Origin of the sequence: Sedimentibacter sp. (assembly GCF_033447055.1) — a bacterium.
In the GTDB taxonomy this organism is placed as follows: Bacteria; Bacillota; Clostridia; order Tissierellales; family Sedimentibacteraceae; genus Sedimentibacter.
On record NZ_JAWQJF010000165.1, the window covers coordinates 1 to 18,253 of the forward strand.

General features: G+C 29.7%; 15 protein-coding genes and 1 pseudogene. 1 reads left to right on the plus strand and 15 read right to left on the minus strand.

The features are described 5' to 3' along the window. The coding region (locus tag SA378_RS11330; protein ID WP_318526090.1) for an IS256 family transposase at positions 1–1,008 on the plus strand (1,008 nt) is incomplete at its 5' end. A gap of 377 nt (positions 1,009–1,385) precedes the next feature. On the opposite strand, the gene SA378_RS11335 is transcribed toward SA378_RS11330, so the two are convergent. The 15 genes and pseudogenes from SA378_RS11335 to SA378_RS11405 all read right to left on the minus strand — a co-directional run. Continuing rightward, positions 1,386–2,123, minus strand: coding sequence for an AAA family ATPase (locus SA378_RS11335; protein ID WP_318526091.1), 738 nt, complete (start codon positions 2,121–2,123; stop codon positions 1,386–1,388). Positions 2,124–2,177: 54 nt separating this feature from the next. After that, positions 2,178–2,267 (minus strand): annotated as a pseudogene (locus SA378_RS11340) (HIT domain-containing protein); the annotation flags it as partial. 147 nt (positions 2,268–2,414) lie between these two features. Then, a complete protein-coding gene (locus tag SA378_RS11345) occupies positions 2,415–5,252 on the minus strand; it encodes a UvrD-helicase domain-containing protein (protein ID WP_318526092.1) in 2,838 nt (945 codons plus the stop codon). A 184-nt stretch (positions 5,253–5,436) separates the two neighbouring features. Then, positions 5,437–6,222, minus strand: a complete 786-nt coding sequence (locus SA378_RS11350) for a phospholipase D-like domain-containing protein (protein WP_318526093.1) — start codon at positions 6,220–6,222, stop codon at positions 5,437–5,439. Positions 6,223–6,248: 26 nt separating this feature from the next. Then, positions 6,249–6,416 carry a DpnD/PcfM family protein gene (locus tag SA378_RS11355; protein WP_318526094.1) on the minus strand — a complete coding sequence of 56 codons (168 nt, stop codon included), beginning with the start codon at positions 6,414–6,416 and terminating at the stop codon, positions 6,249–6,251. A gap of 35 nt (positions 6,417–6,451) precedes the next feature. After that, on the minus strand, positions 6,452–6,838 hold the full coding sequence (locus SA378_RS11360) for an HIT family protein (RefSeq protein WP_318526095.1): 387 nt from the start codon (positions 6,836–6,838) through the stop codon (positions 6,452–6,454). A gap of 37 nt (positions 6,839–6,875) precedes the next feature. Then, positions 6,876–7,898 carry an HNH endonuclease domain-containing protein gene (locus SA378_RS11365; RefSeq protein WP_318526096.1) on the minus strand — a complete coding sequence of 341 codons (1,023 nt, stop codon included), beginning with the start codon at positions 7,896–7,898 and terminating at the stop codon, positions 6,876–6,878. A gap of 34 nt (positions 7,899–7,932) precedes the next feature. Further along, positions 7,933–8,793, minus strand: coding sequence for an HNH endonuclease signature motif containing protein (locus tag SA378_RS11370; RefSeq protein ID WP_318526097.1), 861 nt, complete (start codon positions 8,791–8,793; stop codon positions 7,933–7,935). A 171-nt stretch (positions 8,794–8,964) separates the two neighbouring features. Continuing rightward, positions 8,965–11,874, minus strand: a complete 2,910-nt coding sequence (locus SA378_RS11375) for a DEAD/DEAH box helicase (RefSeq protein ID WP_318526098.1) — start codon at positions 11,872–11,874, stop codon at positions 8,965–8,967. Positions 11,875–11,879: 5 nt separating this feature from the next. Continuing rightward, positions 11,880–12,284 carry a (deoxy)nucleoside triphosphate pyrophosphohydrolase gene (locus tag SA378_RS11380; protein WP_318526099.1) on the minus strand — a complete coding sequence of 135 codons (405 nt, stop codon included), beginning with the start codon at positions 12,282–12,284 and terminating at the stop codon, positions 11,880–11,882. A gap of 125 nt (positions 12,285–12,409) precedes the next feature. Next, positions 12,410–15,133, minus strand: coding sequence for an AAA domain-containing protein (locus SA378_RS11385; protein ID WP_318526100.1), 2,724 nt, complete (start codon positions 15,131–15,133; stop codon positions 12,410–12,412). Between the two features lie 55 nt (positions 15,134–15,188). Beyond that, on the minus strand, positions 15,189–16,136 hold the full coding sequence (locus tag SA378_RS11390) for a Kiwa anti-phage protein KwaB-like domain-containing protein (RefSeq protein WP_318526101.1): 948 nt from the start codon (positions 16,134–16,136) through the stop codon (positions 15,189–15,191). Between the two features lie 5 nt (positions 16,137–16,141). Continuing rightward, positions 16,142–16,777, minus strand: coding sequence for a hypothetical protein (locus SA378_RS11395; protein ID WP_318526102.1), 636 nt, complete (start codon positions 16,775–16,777; stop codon positions 16,142–16,144). Positions 16,778–16,837: 60 nt separating this feature from the next. Beyond that, entirely contained in the window at positions 16,838–17,767 is a 930-nt protein-coding gene (locus SA378_RS11400; RefSeq protein ID WP_318526103.1) for a phospholipase D-like domain-containing protein, read from the minus strand. A 231-nt stretch (positions 17,768–17,998) separates the two neighbouring features. After that, the coding region (locus tag SA378_RS11405; protein ID WP_318526104.1) for a YbaK/EbsC family protein at positions 17,999–18,253 on the minus strand (255 nt) is incomplete at its 5' end.

Consider the following 18,253-nt stretch of genomic DNA (forward strand, 5'->3'; position numbering starts at 1 on the left):
ACACTTGAAAGTGAATACGGTGAGTTGTCAATAAGCATACCACGAGACAGAAACGGCGAATTTTCACCAAAGCTGATAGGTAAATACCAAACTAAAACTGGTGATATAGAAAATCGTATCATTGCAATGTATGCAAAAGGAATGAGCAATAGAGATATAGAAGATCATCTAAGAGATATATACGGGGTAGAAGCCTCCGCAAGTTTAATTAGCCGTATTACAGACAAAATACTTCCAGCGGTAATGGAATGGCAATCACGTCCATTAGATGCCATTTATCCTATCGTATTTTTGGATGGGGTAGTATTTAAAGTACGCAAGGATAGCCATATTATCAATAAATGTGTCTATTCAGTTTTAGCTATTAATATGGAAGGAAAGAAAGAAATTTTGGGTATTTGGATAAGCGAAAATGAAAGTGCAAGCTTTTGGGCCAGTGTTTGCAATGATTTGAAGAATCGTGGCGTTACTGATATTTTAATAGCTTGCAGAGATAATCTTTCCGGTTTCTCCTCGGCAATAGAAGCAACATTTCCAAAAACTGAACAGCAGCTTTGCATAATCCATCAAATAAGAAATTCAACCAAGTATGTATCATACAAAGACTTAAAGCCTGTTATGGCTGATTTAAAGCTTATTTACGGTGCACCAACCCTTGACGATGCTGAATATCGCTTGGAAGAATTCGCTGAAAAATGGGATTCGAAGTATCCACAAATTGCAAAATCTTGGAGAAGTAATTGGTTGGAATTATCCACCTATTTCAAGTATCCACAAGAAGTTAGAACATTAATATACACTACAAACGCAGTCGAAGGTTTCCATAGGATGCTTAGAAAATACACAAAAACAAAGACTACCTACCCTACAGATGAGGCCGTAAGAAAATCTGTGTATCTTTCCATTCAGGAAATTACAAAAAAATGGAGTATGCCGGTACGAAATTGGGGAACGATAATAGGGCAGCTTATGATATTTTTTGAAGATAGGTTCAGTAAAGCGGTATAACGGGGCTCTGCCCCGCACCCCGAGGTTTATGACGCTGGGCTTTACCGGTGATAAAAGAAATCGGGCAATCAAATTTGACTACCCAATCACCGTATAAAGACAGCAAGCGTTTAGGTCGCACCTCTGCGTTGCCCATATTTATGCTGTACCATTAGTATTTACATTTAAAAATTATTTAATCCAAAAATCCATTTACACGAAATATGAAACACTCCCTTTTATGCCATAATTTTTATAAATTAAAATTATGGCATGTTTCATTTTATATTCCAAACATATCCTCAATATAAAGCCTTATTATTTAATTATATTTTCTCATAATGATTGGAATTTTGTGGTCGGAATATATGATGAAAGAACTGTACCTATTGTTGTATTTAAATTTCGTTCAGCAATTTATTAAGTAAATACTCTTTGTTATTAATAAACAGCTCAGTGATCTGATAACTTTCTGTATCTTCATAGCTAATATGTTTAATAGTGCCGCCGTCAAAGGACAAAATATCTGCGTCCGGAACTCCAAGTAATATGGGAGAATGGGTTGCAATAATAAACTGTGCGCCTCCCTTCGCCAATTGACAAATCGTAATTAACAAAGTTAATTGCCTTTGTGGGGACAAGGCTGCTTCAGGCTCATCCAGTAAATATAGCCCTTCCTTGTGAAATCTATTTTGAATCAGTGCCAAGAAACTTTCCCCATGAGATTGTTTATGTAAAGATTTCCCACCAAAGTAAGATAGATATCCTGGATCATCTCTTTCATAGTTGTCTATCTGGCTTGCCACATTATAAAAGCTCTCTGCCCTTAAAAAATATCCATCTTTTGGACGTATAGAACCTCTTACTAATACAATAGCATTACTCAAGGATGAATGAGTATCCTGTGTAGAAAAGTTAAAGTTTTTAGTTCCACCCTCATGATTAAATCCATATGCTACAGCAATTGCCTCCAATAATGTTGATTTTCCTGTACCATTTTCTCCAACAAAAAAAGTTATATTGCTTTGTATCATAAGTTCTGACAAATTCTTTAAAGCTGGTATATCCTTAATGTAAGACTCTCCTCCAAGTCGCTCCCAGTTTATTTTTAATCCTTGAATAAAACGATTGTCCATAACATTAACACCTGCAATTCTTTCAGTTCTTTTAATAAATCCTTTTGTTTGGGATTACTCCCTTACTCCACCTCTTGGATTTTCAATATCACCCTTGTATCTTGGTATAAGATGTATATGTAAATGCATTACTTTTTGCCCGGCTGGACGGACAATTGGGGATGCACCACAAGTGTCCTACTATTACATTGAAATGACTCCTGAAAATCCTGAATCTATTATATTTTTATTAATGAGACATTTAGAACACGTCCCCGCCGTCACCCGCCGTCACGTCCTTCTAATTACACATTAATTATTTATGCTTCTGGAATTTTTACACATTCGGTCTTTAACTCCATAGTTAGTGCATCCGTAAAAATACTTTGAATCCTTAAGCCTCTTCTTAACTATCAGATATCCATCCTCACATTTGTCACATTTAATTATATCTTTCATTTCAAATTTACTGTTTGTCATGAAATCACATATTTCTGATTCATTAGTACATATGTATAGACCTAATCCGTAATTCTTATTGAATTCATACTTTAATGGGAATCCGCAAACAGGACACCTCAGTTTAAACAAATCAACTCTGTTTTTATTTAAGTCACTAGGATGAAGAATATTAAAATCCCTTATTAACTCAATTAAAAATCTGGATGGTCCATGAATTGGAGTAGCAATGAATACTTTATTCTTTGTTCGAGTCAAAGCAACATAAAACAATCTTCTTTCCTCAGCAAATGGCATGCTCTTATCTTCGTGAATAACCAACTTGATGATTGGATCATCCTCTACTTGACACGGGAAGCCAAATTTAGTTTCAAACATATTAATGATTATTACATTGTCATATCCCAATCCTTTGGAACCATGTGCAGTCATAAATGTAATATTGGCTTTAGGATATTTAACGCACCTTACCTTGCCATTGGGAAGTTCTTGAAAAATTTTAGTATAATACAGTTTATACATATCAAAATTGTATCTTCCAATTAGCACTATAGATGATTTTTCGCCATATTCATCTATTATTTTACCGATTGTATCAACAATTACATTTGCAAGTGCAACCATCGGCTTGTTGCTATCATCAAATGCAACAAGTTCAATGGGGTTTGGCAAATGTTTTGGAGAAATAAGTTTTTTCCTTATTTGCTGAGAATTTTTTTGTACAAAACCTCCTGCAATATCAATTAATTCCTGTGAATTTCTGTATGTATGGGTAATTTTAAGTTCTGTTCCAGAACCCATTAAATCTAAAAATCTGGTAAACAAGCTTATATCAGACCCTGCAAAGGCGTATATAGATTGCCAGTCATCACCGACAGCCACAACCTTAGCTTTAGTTATTTCTGATAAACGTTTTGTAAGATTAAAACGCTGCCTTGCCACATCTTGAAACTCATCAATAATTATGTACTTATATGGAAGTTCCAACCCCACCTTTTCAATTTGAGATAAGTAATAATTAGAATCATTAATCATATCAGCAAAATCTATTTGGTTCTTTTCTTTAAGTTTTTCTTGATAGTAATTATATACAGATTCAGCAATATCCAAGAACAACTGGCTTCTTGAATTGTCTGTTTTCTTTCTAAGTATATCAAACCCTCCGTCACTATAACCATTGGTTTTATAATGTTCTATAAACTTAATCATGAACAAAACAAGTCGCACAATATACTTGTCCTTACCCGTCTCAACAATCTTTTTGTACACTTCATCTAAATTTCTAGGTTTTAACACAAAACCATTAGATTCAAGAACTTCCTTAAGGTGATCTAGCAATGAATTTCCGTCATTATATATAGACCATGTTTCTATTAAATTAGTTTTAAAATCTCTGTGAATATTCCGCTTATCATAAATACTTTTTTTATACTTCTTTAGTTGTGCAGGAGTAAAAATATTGCTGTAATAACTTTCGGTAATACCGTAGTGTTCCAAATAGGCAGAATTTTCTCCCTGCCAAATATAAAAATCAGGAGTATACTTTTTCTTGGAACCAACTATTTCGTATGGATATACTTTTTCATACTCATAGTCAATATTATTTAAATATAAAAAATTAGCAATCTGCACTTCTTGCACAGAGCGCAGATATTCTCCGGTAATAGTTTTTACTTGCTTTGCTCTTTGATTTTCTATTCGTTTTATGTATTCTCCAAGACCGCTTTTCAATGTTTCATAATCTTGTGCTGATTTCATTAAATGATATTGTTCTAAATTATCAAATTTAAATACATCTTCAGTTAAATCAAAGTAGTAACCCATGAACAGAACTAAGTTACGCATCAGATGTTTATCGTTAAATATTGCTTTTTCCAGCATTTCAAAAACTATTTTAAATGATGAAAAATTCACTTCCGGAGGCTCACTGGTAAATTGCTTAACTATTTCAAAAGCAAAAGAGTGAAATGTACAGATTTTAGCTTTAATTTTCAATCCTTTGTTAATTCTTTCTTTCAACTCATCAATTGCTTTATTTGTATAAGAAATTACAATTATCTCTTCAGGATTAACGCCTTGTTTTTCAACCAGATATTTTACCTTAGCAGCCATAGTCGTAGTTTTTCCGGCACCGGCTCCCGCTACCAACAGGCAATGGTTATCATCAATTATAACAGCACGCCTTTGTTCTTCATCAAGCATTATGTTAGGGTCTATATTTTTTAATATATTATCAAAATAATATTTATATTCAATCAATTTCTTATCTACATACTGTTTGTTATGAAGTTCTATGTCGTAAGCAAGCTTAGCGAAACTTATAATAAATCTCTTAGCCAAAGTAACATCTATTCTTAAACTTGCTGCATTATTTGTAAGATACTGCATAATCAATGGATTGCTTAATGCCTTATAATAAGACGAATATATTTCATTGAAGTGGTTAAGCTCGTGAGATGTAATATAGTGACTGCTGGAAAAAATGCTGCTATAGTCATTGTCATAAGAAATCAAAACATTATTTAAGTTTTTATAATCCAACTCTGCTAAATAACTATTATCTTGAACATTTGAATTGTTATCCTGAAAATTCGAAGCATTAAAATATGAAGCCGGCAATCCGCAGTGAGGGCAGGCTTCTGCTTTATCAGAGATTTGTTTATTGCATTCAGGACAATTTATAAGAGCCATATAACATCCTTTAAATATTATTTTTATAACTTATCTTATTAAGTTTTATACCCATCATCTTTTTTCATACAGCATATAACCTTGTTCATCGGTCTATTGCTCATCATAAATACAGAAAGTTGCACCGTTACCTTTAGATGCATATTTTCATTAAAACATCAATTAAGTATTGCTTGTACAATCTTCACCTAAACAATCTCATGTATTTACCATTTCCCTCAAATTTAATTAAGCCTAAATCTCTTAATTGCTGAAGGACTTGTCTTATTTTTGCTCTTATAAAATTATTTTGTGGATGTAACCCTTTAAGTATCTGTATATAGTCTTCAAAATCATTTATTACAAAATGGTCATCTGGAAACTTAATAATAATATTGTAGATATTCCTTTTCCATTGTGATAGCTTTGTTGCCCCTTGGATAATTTCATAAGAATATATTTCGTCATTTTCAAGTTCATACTTAGGTAATTCTATCTTCATTTCCTTAGGACAGGAATCAATTATATTCTGAATATCAATCAAATGTTTATTTTTAACTCTTCCTGTTACCTCATCTTTGCACATTTGATTAAAATCATTATTTGCTGTTTTAACTAAATCATAGTCATCAGTAAGTATCCCATATTCTTTATTTCTCTTCAGCCCTGATTCTGTTAGATTTGCAGATGTAATTATTAATTTTTTATTATCAAACAAATAGATTTTTGCATGAAGTAAAGGATAATTATAAACCATACCACCAGAGTCTATTATTTTAGATAATGCGCTTGTATCTAATACTTTTCTGTAAAAACTCATTAATCTAATATTAGTAATTATTGTGATATCTACATTATCTTTTTTATAAGTATAAATGTCATTTACAACACTAGACTTTATAAATGGAGCACATAACTTTATCTGCTTGTCTGATTTTTCAACTAAATTCATAATCTCATCATAAATTGCACCATTTAATATATTTATCATAAACTTATCCCTTCACAAAAACCTTATTATTTCGAAAAATTAATTTCACTGTCAATAAAATCATCTGCATCTAAAACTATTTCGCCTAATTTATACATATGGCTAATTTTAGTATAAGCTTCATTTTCATCTTCAGCCATTATTACAATTTTTCTTTGAAGAGTTTCTGTTATATCAAATTCAAATTTTTTCAAATCATTTCACCTTTCTGTATTAATCAACCAATGTTTTAGTAAATTCTCTTATTAGGTATAACCCCTCTTACACCGCCTTTTGGATTTTCAATATCTCCTTTGTATCTAGGGATAAGATGTATATGCAAATGCATCACTGTTTGTCCTGCTGCTTCGCCGCAATTGATTCCAATGTTATAACCGTCCGGATTAAATTTTTTATCCACAATTTTTTTACATTCATCAACTAATTTCCACAATCCATCCTTATCTTGTTCATTAGTCTCAAAGTAATCCTTAATATGTTTCTTTGGAATAATGAGCATGTGCCCTTTGTTAACAGGAAATCCGTCATATACGGCATATGCTGTTTCATTTTCTGTTATTATTCTATCTTTTTCGATATTACAAAATATACAATTCAATTTATCACCTGTTTTCATTATAGAATTTTCCCGATGTTTCATCTTATATTTTTTATTATAATTTTACTCCTACCCCAGCTTTAATATTAGGTAAAAATATATTATTATATCCATTAAATAATGCCCACGAATATATATTTCTTAATTTATTTTCTTTGTAAGTGCTGAGTTCATTCTTAACTAAATTAGTATTATTTTCAATTAAGAGCCTATTTCTCTCTACCAAGCCATCTAAATATTTTTCATCCGGTAATTTATCCCGTTTTTTATTATTGCATTCCGAACAAGTTAATACAAAATTCCACAAATTATCATCTTTTATAAAAGACCATGGTATAAAATGGTCAACCTTAATATTAGTTTTACTCAATTCTTTTCCACAATAAAAGCAATGCTTTTCTTCAAATTCATCATACAAAATTTGTCTATATACAGATAAGTCATTCCTTTTAGTTACATAATCAAGCTTATTTAACAAACATTGAGTAGTATCATTATCATTTACTTTTTCAAGGAATTTTGCCCATTCATAATAATTTAATTTTTCTATAACCTTCTTGTGTTTTGATAAGAATGTAAATACCTGTGGATTTAATTGTATATATTCTTCTTTTTTAGAGAATGAATAAAATACTCCCTGAGTATCACCATACAACGCTCCGACAACATTTTGTTTACACTTCATTTTAATTTTATGGCATATAAATAACTTAATACTGTCATTCAAAGCTTCAAACGAAATTTCTGTAATTATTTTATTATTTATTAATTCTTCCTCTATTATTTGCTCTAAATAAGTTCGTTTATTATCTTTTGTTACTGCCTTTTGTCTTAGCTTATATTTCAATATTAAATTCCAATATATCTCTGTAAACTTCATAAATAATTTATCGAATGATAACTTCAAATTATTATCTACATTATATAAATTATCTAGTATTGCTTTTAAAAAACCAAACTTATAACTTGTATCATTTTTTGATTTACTTGAAAAAACAAAACTAAATATTGACCATAACTCGTCATCACTTAACTGTCTGTTATCACATATCCCATCATTTAAATTAAAACCAGCCATTTACATATCCCCACCTATTTTAAATAAATTATTATTATAAATGAAAATTTAATTTTAATCCTTCTACAAACCCATTACTGTAAGTGAATATTTTTTTTGTTTTGTTGAAATTCGGATTAACATCATGAATTATGCTGTGGTGATTTGGACACACAATCATTATATTTTTCATATCATTGTTTAAACTTTTAACAAATGGGCTTATATGATGAGCTTCAATTATTTGAGCATCGTAATCTTCACCAATTTTTTTGCCGCAAATTTGGCATCTATAATCGTATAAAGTTTTTAAATTTTTGCCGATAGAACTATTATATTTTTTAATTTTTACTAATCTTTCATCTAAAACTATAGTGGCATATTTATCAGTAACATCATAATTAAAGCTCTCTTCATAGACTCTCTCTGGCTGGTTGTATTCATATTGATTAATTGCCGAAATGTCATCTGCAACTATTGAATCAAGAAAATAAGTATCTTCATATTCTGTAGTATAAATTAATAAATATTCCTTAATATCTTCCGGAAGCTTTATATGAATCTTTTGATTAAAGTCTTTCATAAGTTCTTTCTGTTGTCTTTGAATATTTATGTATTGAAAACTTTTATTAAAAATCCTTCTAAATTCATTGGCAATATCACTAGTTTTATTATATCGGACTTGAACTATGTCCTTTCGATTATACAACTTATCATCATACTTTTGATTTTTTATTTGAGCTTTATAAGACCTTTCATTTATATATAAAGTTATTTCTTTAGATTCTCCTCTTTTAAGAAAATTACCTAAATTTCTCTTAAAAACGACTTGATAATCTAGCGGTATATTAAATCCTTCTGTCAATAATGACTTATCTACTTCCTTTTTAAAAACATAATCACCATAAGTTTTCATATTAGCAAATCATCACACTCCTTATAGACCCTTTACTAAAAGCAAGTATCTATACAACGTTTTGACAAATTTAAAATACATAAAATACATATTATTAAAAACATTTCCCCACAAAGTGCAAAAATAAAAAATCAATATTTTGAAGTATACCTAGCAATGTATTTTCGAAGCTTAACTCTCCAAATAATGGTATATTGATTCCTCTACCTCATCAACCATACCAAACTTAATATTTACAATAGGAAGTTCTTTACCTTTATCATCTGTAATTACAGTCTGGGCAGTATCTATTGGATAAACATCCCCCATATAGTAGAAATCAGTTCCTTCACCATCGCTTTTTTTAATAAAAAGTGATATTCTAATTCCAAGTTTTTTATAATCTTTTATTATTTTTACTTCAGGAGAATCTAAGGTAACTTTATTTCTTGTCATCCAACTAAAACATGTATTATTAATAAATGTATCATTATATTTAGTACTTCCAGCAATATTTTCACCTTTGTGATATGTAATAAATATAGGACATGTGTTATGCTTAATTCTATATCCATACATTGTAGATGATTCATCCTTATCCCAATTTAAAATTCTACAAACTTCCTTTCTACTATACTTTTCATATAACAAAAAACCGTTTTTAAAATTGCCAAAATTATATATGCTTTTATATTTATTAATACAATAGTTAATTGTATCATTAATATAGAAACCTAATGAGCCTTCATTTATTAATTTAGAATGTTCTACATACATCACAAACCAGTATTCACCATTTTCTTCTGTAATGATAATATTTTCTTTAATTCCATATTTTTTTGTATCTGCTTCTTTTAAGAAACTTCCGTTTAAGATATTAATTATACCTATGGCTGTATTGACAGTAATAGTATATTTATAATTATCATATAGAATATTATTTAGTTCACCAAACGATACCTTATTTTTAGAAATTAATAATAAGAGTAGCACTGCCTCATCAACACGCTTAGCATTAAGCACTTCCTTAGAGTAAAACTCAAGAAGTTTAGCCTCACTATCATTTAAACATAATTTTAAGTCACCTTCTACCTTAACAATAAAGTTATAATATGAATTTTTGTATTCTATAAATGAGTAAGGATCTCGGCTTCCATGCTTAAAAAAATCCATCATTGTTGGAATTCTTCCAAGCTCATATTTCAATAATTCATAATCTTTTTTTAAATCTGCAAGTTTAGATAAATTTGCATTATCTATGGACTCAAATATTCTATTCTTAGTAATTTCATCAAAATGTACAGTAGAACATCCTGGAATAATACTACTACCGCTATTCACAATCTTCCTAACTGTATCCTTATTAAAGCTTCGATCACCATAAAGTGCTATCGGAATTAAATAATTATTTGCATAATTTCCTATAAAGTCAATTACAGTTAGAAACTCTTTTCCTCCAATTTTTCTTAAGCCTCTTCCTAGCTGCTGAACAAATATAATTGCAGATTGAGTTGGCCTAAGCATAATAATTTGATTAACCGTTGGAATGTCAACACCTTCATTAAATACATCAACAGTAAATATATAATCTAATTTATTCTCAATTTCGTCTTGCTCAAGTCTATTAATTGATTCCTCTCTCAAGTTCTCCGAACTTTCACCAACCAATGCTATGGTACTATATCCTCTAAAATTAAACTCTTCTGATAGTTTTCTAGCTTCTTCCTTACGGCTGCAAAAAATCAAGCCTTTAACCCTACCAGAATCCCATCCATAGAAATAGGCTGCTTCAATAATCCGGTCTACGCGTTCCTTACAAACCAATTTGTTAAAATCAGCATTATCATCAAGTATTTCTCCGTCAACTTTAATTTCACTAACTCCAAAATAGTGGAATGGTGATAGCATATTCTCTTCCATTGCGCTGTTTAACCTAATTTCATATGCTATGTTATAGTCAAATCTACCAAATATGTCATATCCATCTGTTCTTTCAGGGGTAGCTGACATACCAAGTAAAAATTTAGGTTTAAAATATTCAAGTAATCTTTGATATGAACTAGCACCAGCCCTATGTACTTCATCAATAACAATATAATCAAAATAATCTTGCGAAAAACGCTCCATTTTATCTTCTTTAGATATGGTCTGCACAGTTGCAAAAGTATAATCCTTATCATAACTTGCAGTCATTCCGGTAAGTAACCCTGCATTTATGTTATATCCTAAAATAGCTTTGTAGCTACGCATTGCAGCCCTAGCTATATTTTCTCTATGTACGACAAATAAAAATTTCCTTGGTTGAAATTTTGCAACATCAAAAGCAGACAAATATGTTTTCCCAGTCCCTGTTGCAGATATTATCAAAGCTCTACTTTCACCATTGTTTCTTATTATTTCTAAGGATTTCAAGGCGTTTTTCTGCATCTGGTTTGGATATATTTTCTTTAAATTTAGTACATTATCTTCTCTTGTTTCAATCTGTTGTGCAATTTTTTTCTGCACTTGTCTTACAGCTGTATAAATCGCAGAATATTGTTTTATCCATTCTTGATCAACTACAGTTGCATTATCAAATGTATATTCAAACTCCTTCAATATGTTTTGAATCAAAGCTCCATTTTCAAGTGATGATAACTTCACGTTCCATTCCTTATTTAGGCTCAAAGCACTTTGAGTTAAATTACTACTACCTATAATAAAAGAATATGAATCCGATTTTTTAAAGATATATCCTTTAGCGTGAAAATTACCCTCAGTTACTATACGCAGTTCAATATTTTTAAACTGTAATAATCTTTTTAATGCAATTGGTTCAGTAAAATTTTGATATTGTGATGTAATAATTCTGCCCTTGATATTTTTCTTATCCAATTCACTTAATATATTTATCAGTGACGTAACACCACTATTGGTAATAAACGCAACAGAAAAATTAAACTCTTCACATTTGCTTAGCTCATTTTCTATATTTGAAAGTACCTTCATACCCCTTTTGAAATCATTTATTAATAGTCTTGGGTTATATTGCTGAAATGATGCAAGATTACTATCTATAAATCCACTTTTTAAACTTGTCGATAATTCCTCTAAAATTCCCATGAATACTATAACCCTTTCTTTTTTAATTCTCTAACAATTGGAATATCTGCAGGTGCCCAGTCTAAACTATCAAGATTATCTATATTCATCCATTTATAATCGATATGTTCTTTCAAATTGAATGCATCTGATTTCATTGGACAGATAAAGCTGTGCATAGTAACTTCAAAATCAGGGTATTTGTGATTAACTGTATAAAAAAATTGCATATCTTCTGTTCTAATATCAACATCCATTTCCTCAAACAGCTCTCTCCTAAGAGCTTCTTTAGGACTTTCTCCAGGCTCAATTTTACCACCTGGAAACTCATACTTAAAAGATACATATTTGTACTTTCCTTCACCACGTTGGGTACATAATAAGTAATCCTTATATATCAATATTGCTGCAGAAACTTCTAAATGTTTCATTTTCTTACCTCTTCATCTAAATAATAATTTTGTGCCTGTACATCTTTACTGTTTCTGATAGAAAACCATATATTATATTTTATCATTTTTGCTAGTCTATTTTATATATTTAATTTCAAAATTTTTTATATACCTAGCAAAAGTAAAAGTTTGCTTTCAAGAATCTCTTTTTCTTGACTACCATTAGTTTTAAAACGCAATAGTGGTATATTATATTTATTGAGGATCTCATTCTTAATTTTATCTCTATTAGATTGTATGGTTCCATCCTGATGGAATCTATAACCATCTACTTCAACTGCCAAGACCGGAAATTTATCCAATTCATTAAATATTAAAAAATCTAGATGAGTAGCACTGTTCATTGCATATTTGCATTCTTCGTCTGATAGTTTTTTAAGATCGTGAATAAGCATGTTCAATGGTTGATGAATTATTACATCAAGTTTCTTGAAAACATCTTTATTTAGGACTTCATTAATCAAACTATACATCAAATTTTCCGAATCAAATTCCGAGATTTTTTTATGCTTTTTCAAATATTTATATCTCTGCTCAGTATAATCAGAATAAAGCAAATCAAAAACAGAATAAATTTCGCTATCAACGATTTCAAAATTATTATATTGAATATACTTAACTAAATCTCCTATGTTAGTATTAACATTACTTTCATTGTCGGAAACGACAAGTCTAAGCCTATTCTTAGCTCTTGAAACGGCAACATTCAACATGTTGGGATTGTCCGTAAACTCAGTAATTTCATTATCAACAGATGATATAATAATATCATTTTTCTCTCTACCTTGAAATTTATGAACTGTAGATACATCTAATTCATTTAGTAATTCAATATTAATAGCAGTTGTTTGTTTTCGATAAGGTGAGATAATACCAATATCCGCAACTTGCTCACCATTTTTTAGTTCAGGGATTATTTCTTCCTTGATTACATCTATTTGACGCTGGTTAAAATGTCCTCTGTCATGGTTGCCGGCAACAGTCTTATAGACCTTGATAACATCATTCTCATTGTGATCTTCGGTCATAACAATAAGTTGGTTTTCATAAAACTTTCTGTTGCAAAACTCTATTATTTTAGGATGGCAGCGGTAATGCTCTCTCAATAAGGTCCTTGGCACATTAGGGATAATTGCACAAATTGAAGACAGCAAGCTGTTGCTTTCATACTTATATCCATCCTTAACTTTATAATTTTCACAAATTGGTCGTATCATTAGTTTCACATTATCCTGAATTACATTTGGAAGCTGCATTAGATCTCCTACTACAACAATATTTTTAGCACAGGATAGTGCCAAAACTCCTGTAATCAAGTCAACTTGTGAAGATTCATCCACAATAACATAATCATATAAGAATTCCTTGTTCAAGCAGTTTTTCAGAGAATATGTTGTGCTGAGAATAACAGGATATTCCTCAATAAACTTATCTGAATCTTTCCATAAATTATCTTCCGTAAATTTTTGTCTTTCTTTTTTGTCTTTATATTTTTCATACAGATTATACTTAAAAACAACACGAGATTTATTTGTCATTTCTGATAATTTTTCTTTGAAATTATATACTTTCAATTTTTCTTCAATGTTTTGAACTTCCTTTTCAAGTTCGTCCACTTTAAGTTTGTAATACAAACTTTGAAATGCTGGAATTACATCACTTATAGGTTTTTTTAGTAAAGCCATATCAAATATTCCATAGTAAAATATGCTTTTCAGCTTGAACCATAAACTTATGCTCTTGTTTTGTTCACTGAATACCTGGCATTCATTCCACAAATCAAGAACCTTGGTTGATTTAAGCTTTGTAATATTGCGTACTTTTAATTTTTCGATACATGTTTCCTTGTAATATTCTTCAAAGTATTGCTTTTCAACCTTATACTGAGATAATTTTCCCTTTAAACCTGCTATTCTGTTTTTATAATTTAGTATTTCTTTTAATTCTTTTTTCAGATTTACAATTTCTTCTTTTAAATTATCAAGTTTGTCTGTTTCATATTTGTATTCATTAAAATTAGGATAATTTGATTGTTTGCTATTTATACATTCTTTCTTGTTGCCGGACTTCCCTAATGGAGCTGCAATAAAATCAAAACCACTATTTTGCAGTTTTTCAAAGACATTATCAGTTGCAGAGTTATTATTTGAAACAACAGCAACTGTCTTGTTGTTTATTATTGCATTTGCAATAATATTAAGAATAGTTTGTGTCTTCCCTGTTCCAGGAGGACCTTCAATTACGCTTATTTTATTAGAAAGAGCATTAGATACAGCTTGCATTTGGCTTAAATTACATCCAAAGGGAAAATAAATATCTGATGATGGAGTTCCTTTCAGAAATTTATCATCAGGATTTAAATATGTTGCTAGTACAGTATTAGGACTGATAAAACTTATTTTATCAAATTGATCTGATAATATTTTTTTGCCTTCATCAGTTCTTATACTGACTTTATCTGCAATACATCTAAAATATTCAAAGCAATTGCTTGTACTCTTATCAATTAAACTATTTTTTTCAATAACAAGATCTTTCATTTTATAGGTGCTAACTTTGCCATTGCCAAAAAAGATACGATAACAATCTTCAAACTGCAGTATTTGCTTGATATCAAACAAATCTCTTCCGTCATGATAAATTTTTACTGAACTCGTATCAATATTTTGTGGATTTCTAATCCATCTTACACTCAAATATGCATATGAAAATATTTTTGGTGAAGTACTAAAAACGACTTCGTATTTTCCATTTACATATTTACAACTGGTTATATCTTGTGTCTTGTCTTCGTCTTTGACAAGTATTAAATTGTTATAGAGGTTCACTGTTCCTCCTACTCATCGAGCATATTATGCAAAAATCGACTAGAATAATTATTATTTAGACTGCAATACTTATTTTTGATATTGTAGTTGCTTCTAAAATATCATTTGTTTCAGCATCCTGAAATATTTTATAACAAAGATACTTAATTAGTCGAGATGCATCATCGTAATTTTTGAGAACAAATTGGCCTTTGGTGTCTAGGTCAATATTAAGCATCTTGGATATGACTTCTCGATTTTCGATTTTCAAAATTCGTGAAACACGATCATCTTTAATTGTTATAAAAGTTCTTTGTGAAGGATATTGTGAAGAGTATTGTTTAAATTCTTCAACATTTGCAATTGAGTTTGTTTCAATAATTTTATCTACTGCAATCGTTTTAATTTTTTTTAACGTTTTTTCAATATTATATAAACCTTCAAATGAATGATTAAAGGTATACATATTTTGATTAATTACAAGAAAATCAATAGTTAAATATAATCTACAGATATCATCGCTAAGCAAGTCTAATTCATTGTCAACAGTGTTTTTATATACAACAGTTTTTTTATTTGCAAGCTGTATTATTGGATTTGCAATTTTTACAAATGTAATTGGTAACAACTTATCGTCATCTTTACGAGCTGGTTGTCCCACTAAAATATATCCATTAATTTTGCCATTAATACCTTCATCCGAGGAAACTGTTACTGCATTATAAAAAGCTTCCCATTGAGACGAAATTAGTTCATTTTTAATAGAGATTTTATCACACGACACTTTTGTGTTTTCTCCATCATAATTCTGAACTTCGCTAATTAAGTTTATCTGATATTTATATGTTGTTGAAATTAAACTAGTTGCATAATCGGGTAAATACTTATCATTTTTAAATCTGACTTTATAAACAGTAAAAGGATTTTTTTTATTCCTTCGATCAATTTTAAAAAAATATAACGACCATGTGTATTTACTTTTCTGTATTTTTTCAAATTCCTTTTGTAAAAATAATTTGCTCATTATAATCACTCTTCCTTTTCATTTAAGTTGATATATATATAATTTTCAAAATCCCAATATTGAATTTCTTTATCAATCATTGTAGTTAAATCGTATAAACTTATAATCAAACTATCAAAATATATATGGTTTTTGTCAAGGACCGAACATTCTATATCACAAGTATACATTCTATAACCTTTAAATTCCAAGTATATATTAGTGTACACATTGTTATTTCGAATACATAATGTTGCTAAAACTGAAAAGTAAATCAAAAATAACGCTATATCTTGTAAATCACTAAAGTCAAAAGCAATCATAGGTAATATATATGCCAATAAAAATTCTGATGAAAGTTTGTTAGCTCTACGAGCTTTAATAATAGTTCCAGTAGGCTTGTTTTCTGACCTTTTTTTATCTTTTAAGAAAATTGAAATACTAATCATGCTGAAAAATACCAGCAAAAATATAATAAAAATAGATACTAAGAAAAAATAATTTGCTTTACTAAGAATACAAATATTATCCCATAACGAAATTTCTCTTTTCCAGTCATTACTGCAATTCTCAATTATATTCCATATGTTTATTACAATAATTGAAAACCAAAGCGGTATAAATGAAGTCACAAACATATCCCATTTAAACTTACTTCCCATTTATTAATCCCCTTTTTAATATAATGAAATATAATAATTCTTAATTGTTAAAACTAATAATCAATTTATAAATTCCATCGAAAAAGCAACCTGCAGTTTATCCCTGTCGTTTTCAGCATCTTTGTTAAATGTATAGAATTCATTGTCATTCCAATAGGATTCAAATATTGCATTGAATTTTTTGATCATATCTTTTGAAGTATATTCAGAGATTTTTAGGTTCCACTCTAAACCGGTGGTAATGGCTGAATTTGATAAATTAGATGAGCCTATATAAGCTGTTGAAAATCCTGTGTTTCTGTAAAACATGTAGGATTTTGAATGCAGTCGGGTTCTTTTTGTATCGTAGGATATTTTGATTTCTGTATTTGGTAAATGGGACAATTCTAATATAGCTTTATAATCTGTAGCACCCATGTAGGATGTAGTTATAATTCGTAGGTTTTTATCTTTGGTAAAATCTTTTAATGCTTCGTAGATTTGAACTAATCCGCTCCATTTTATAAATGAAACCAGCATGTCTATTCTGTCTGCAGTCTTTATTTCTTTAACTAATTCGCTTCCTAGTGATGGTTCGTTCTGAGCTCCTGTAAACAGAGAATTAGTTGCAATGGATGTTATAGGTCTGATTTTCTTATTTTTATAGCTGTCAATTAATGCAGCATCAATGTTGTTTATTACAGCAAGCAACAGTTCTGCATTTTCATTAATAAGAAATTCATCGAAATCTTCAATCTTTAATTCTTCTATTAATAGATTAATTATTTTATTGCAGACTTCTACCTGTTTATTTTGCTTGTCTTCTCCGGAAATTCTACTTAATGACTTGTTGATTACTGATGCCATATATTTAGAAATAACTGAACTCGTTTCTTCTTTGTCAATTTCTTTAGTGTCAATATATTTATCATTTTTGGATTTTATTTTTTGTATTTCTTCATCTACAAGTTTATTAATCACAGACTCATAGAAACCATTATTTAGTGACATCCCCCTGTACCCCTATCAAAATAATATGTTTCTGTAGCTTTTGTTAATATTTACTTATTTAAATACCTGATTTGATTCAATTGTATATTATTTGTTGTACTATAAAACGGATTGTTGTTTAGAATAATGAGATCCTTTTTTATCGCTCAGGATGACAATATTTTATTTTAATTCAACAACTTAAATTATACCACGTTTTGACATAATTTCCTAGAAAAACATTTGCATTTTTTATAATTCTACTATAGCAGCTTCATGTCCTGTGTATGGAAGGAATTTGTTTAATATATTTGAAGTTTTGATTTTGAGACTGGAAGTATTGATGCATGGATGGCATCCCAGGTACTCTGATTCTGCCACTTCCTTGTCTATTAATAAATGAATTTTGTGTCCCTTGTCATTCATGAGTCCAAGTATGCTTACTGAGCCCGGTGTAATATTCAGGAATTCTTCCATGTACTCACTTTCTGCAAATGAAAGTCTTGA

What these genes read in the sequence shown, in the direction of transcription:
- SA378_RS11335 (WP_318526091.1), bottom strand. Translation starts at nt 2,123, where the DNA reads ATGGACAATCGTTTTATTCAAGGATTAAAAATAAACTGGGAGCGACTT.
- SA378_RS11345 (WP_318526092.1), bottom strand. Translation starts at nt 5,252, where the DNA reads ATGGCTCTTATAAATTGTCCTGAATGCAATAAACAAATCTCTGATAAA.
- SA378_RS11350 (WP_318526093.1), bottom strand. Translation starts at nt 6,222, where the DNA reads ATGATAAATATATTAAATGGTGCAATTTATGATGAGATTATGAATTTA.
- SA378_RS11360 (WP_318526095.1), bottom strand. Translation starts at nt 6,838, where the DNA reads ATGAAAACAGGTGATAAATTGAATTGTATATTTTGTAATATCGAAAAA.
- SA378_RS11365 (WP_318526096.1), bottom strand. Translation starts at nt 7,898, where the DNA reads ATGGCTGGTTTTAATTTAAATGATGGGATATGTGATAACAGACAGTTA.
- SA378_RS11370 (WP_318526097.1), bottom strand. Translation starts at nt 8,793, where the DNA reads ATGAAAACTTATGGTGATTATGTTTTTAAAAAGGAAGTAGATAAGTCA.
- SA378_RS11375 (WP_318526098.1), bottom strand. Translation starts at nt 11,874, where the DNA reads ATGGGAATTTTAGAGGAATTATCGACAAGTTTAAAAAGTGGATTTATA.
- SA378_RS11380 (WP_318526099.1), bottom strand. Translation starts at nt 12,284, where the DNA reads ATGAAACATTTAGAAGTTTCTGCAGCAATATTGATATATAAGGATTAC.
- SA378_RS11390 (WP_318526101.1), bottom strand. Translation starts at nt 16,136, where the DNA reads ATGAGCAAATTATTTTTACAAAAGGAATTTGAAAAAATACAGAAAAGT.
- SA378_RS11395 (WP_318526102.1), bottom strand. Translation starts at nt 16,777, where the DNA reads ATGGGAAGTAAGTTTAAATGGGATATGTTTGTGACTTCATTTATACCG.
- SA378_RS11400 (WP_318526103.1), bottom strand. Translation starts at nt 17,767, where the DNA reads ATGTCACTAAATAATGGTTTCTATGAGTCTGTGATTAATAAACTTGTA.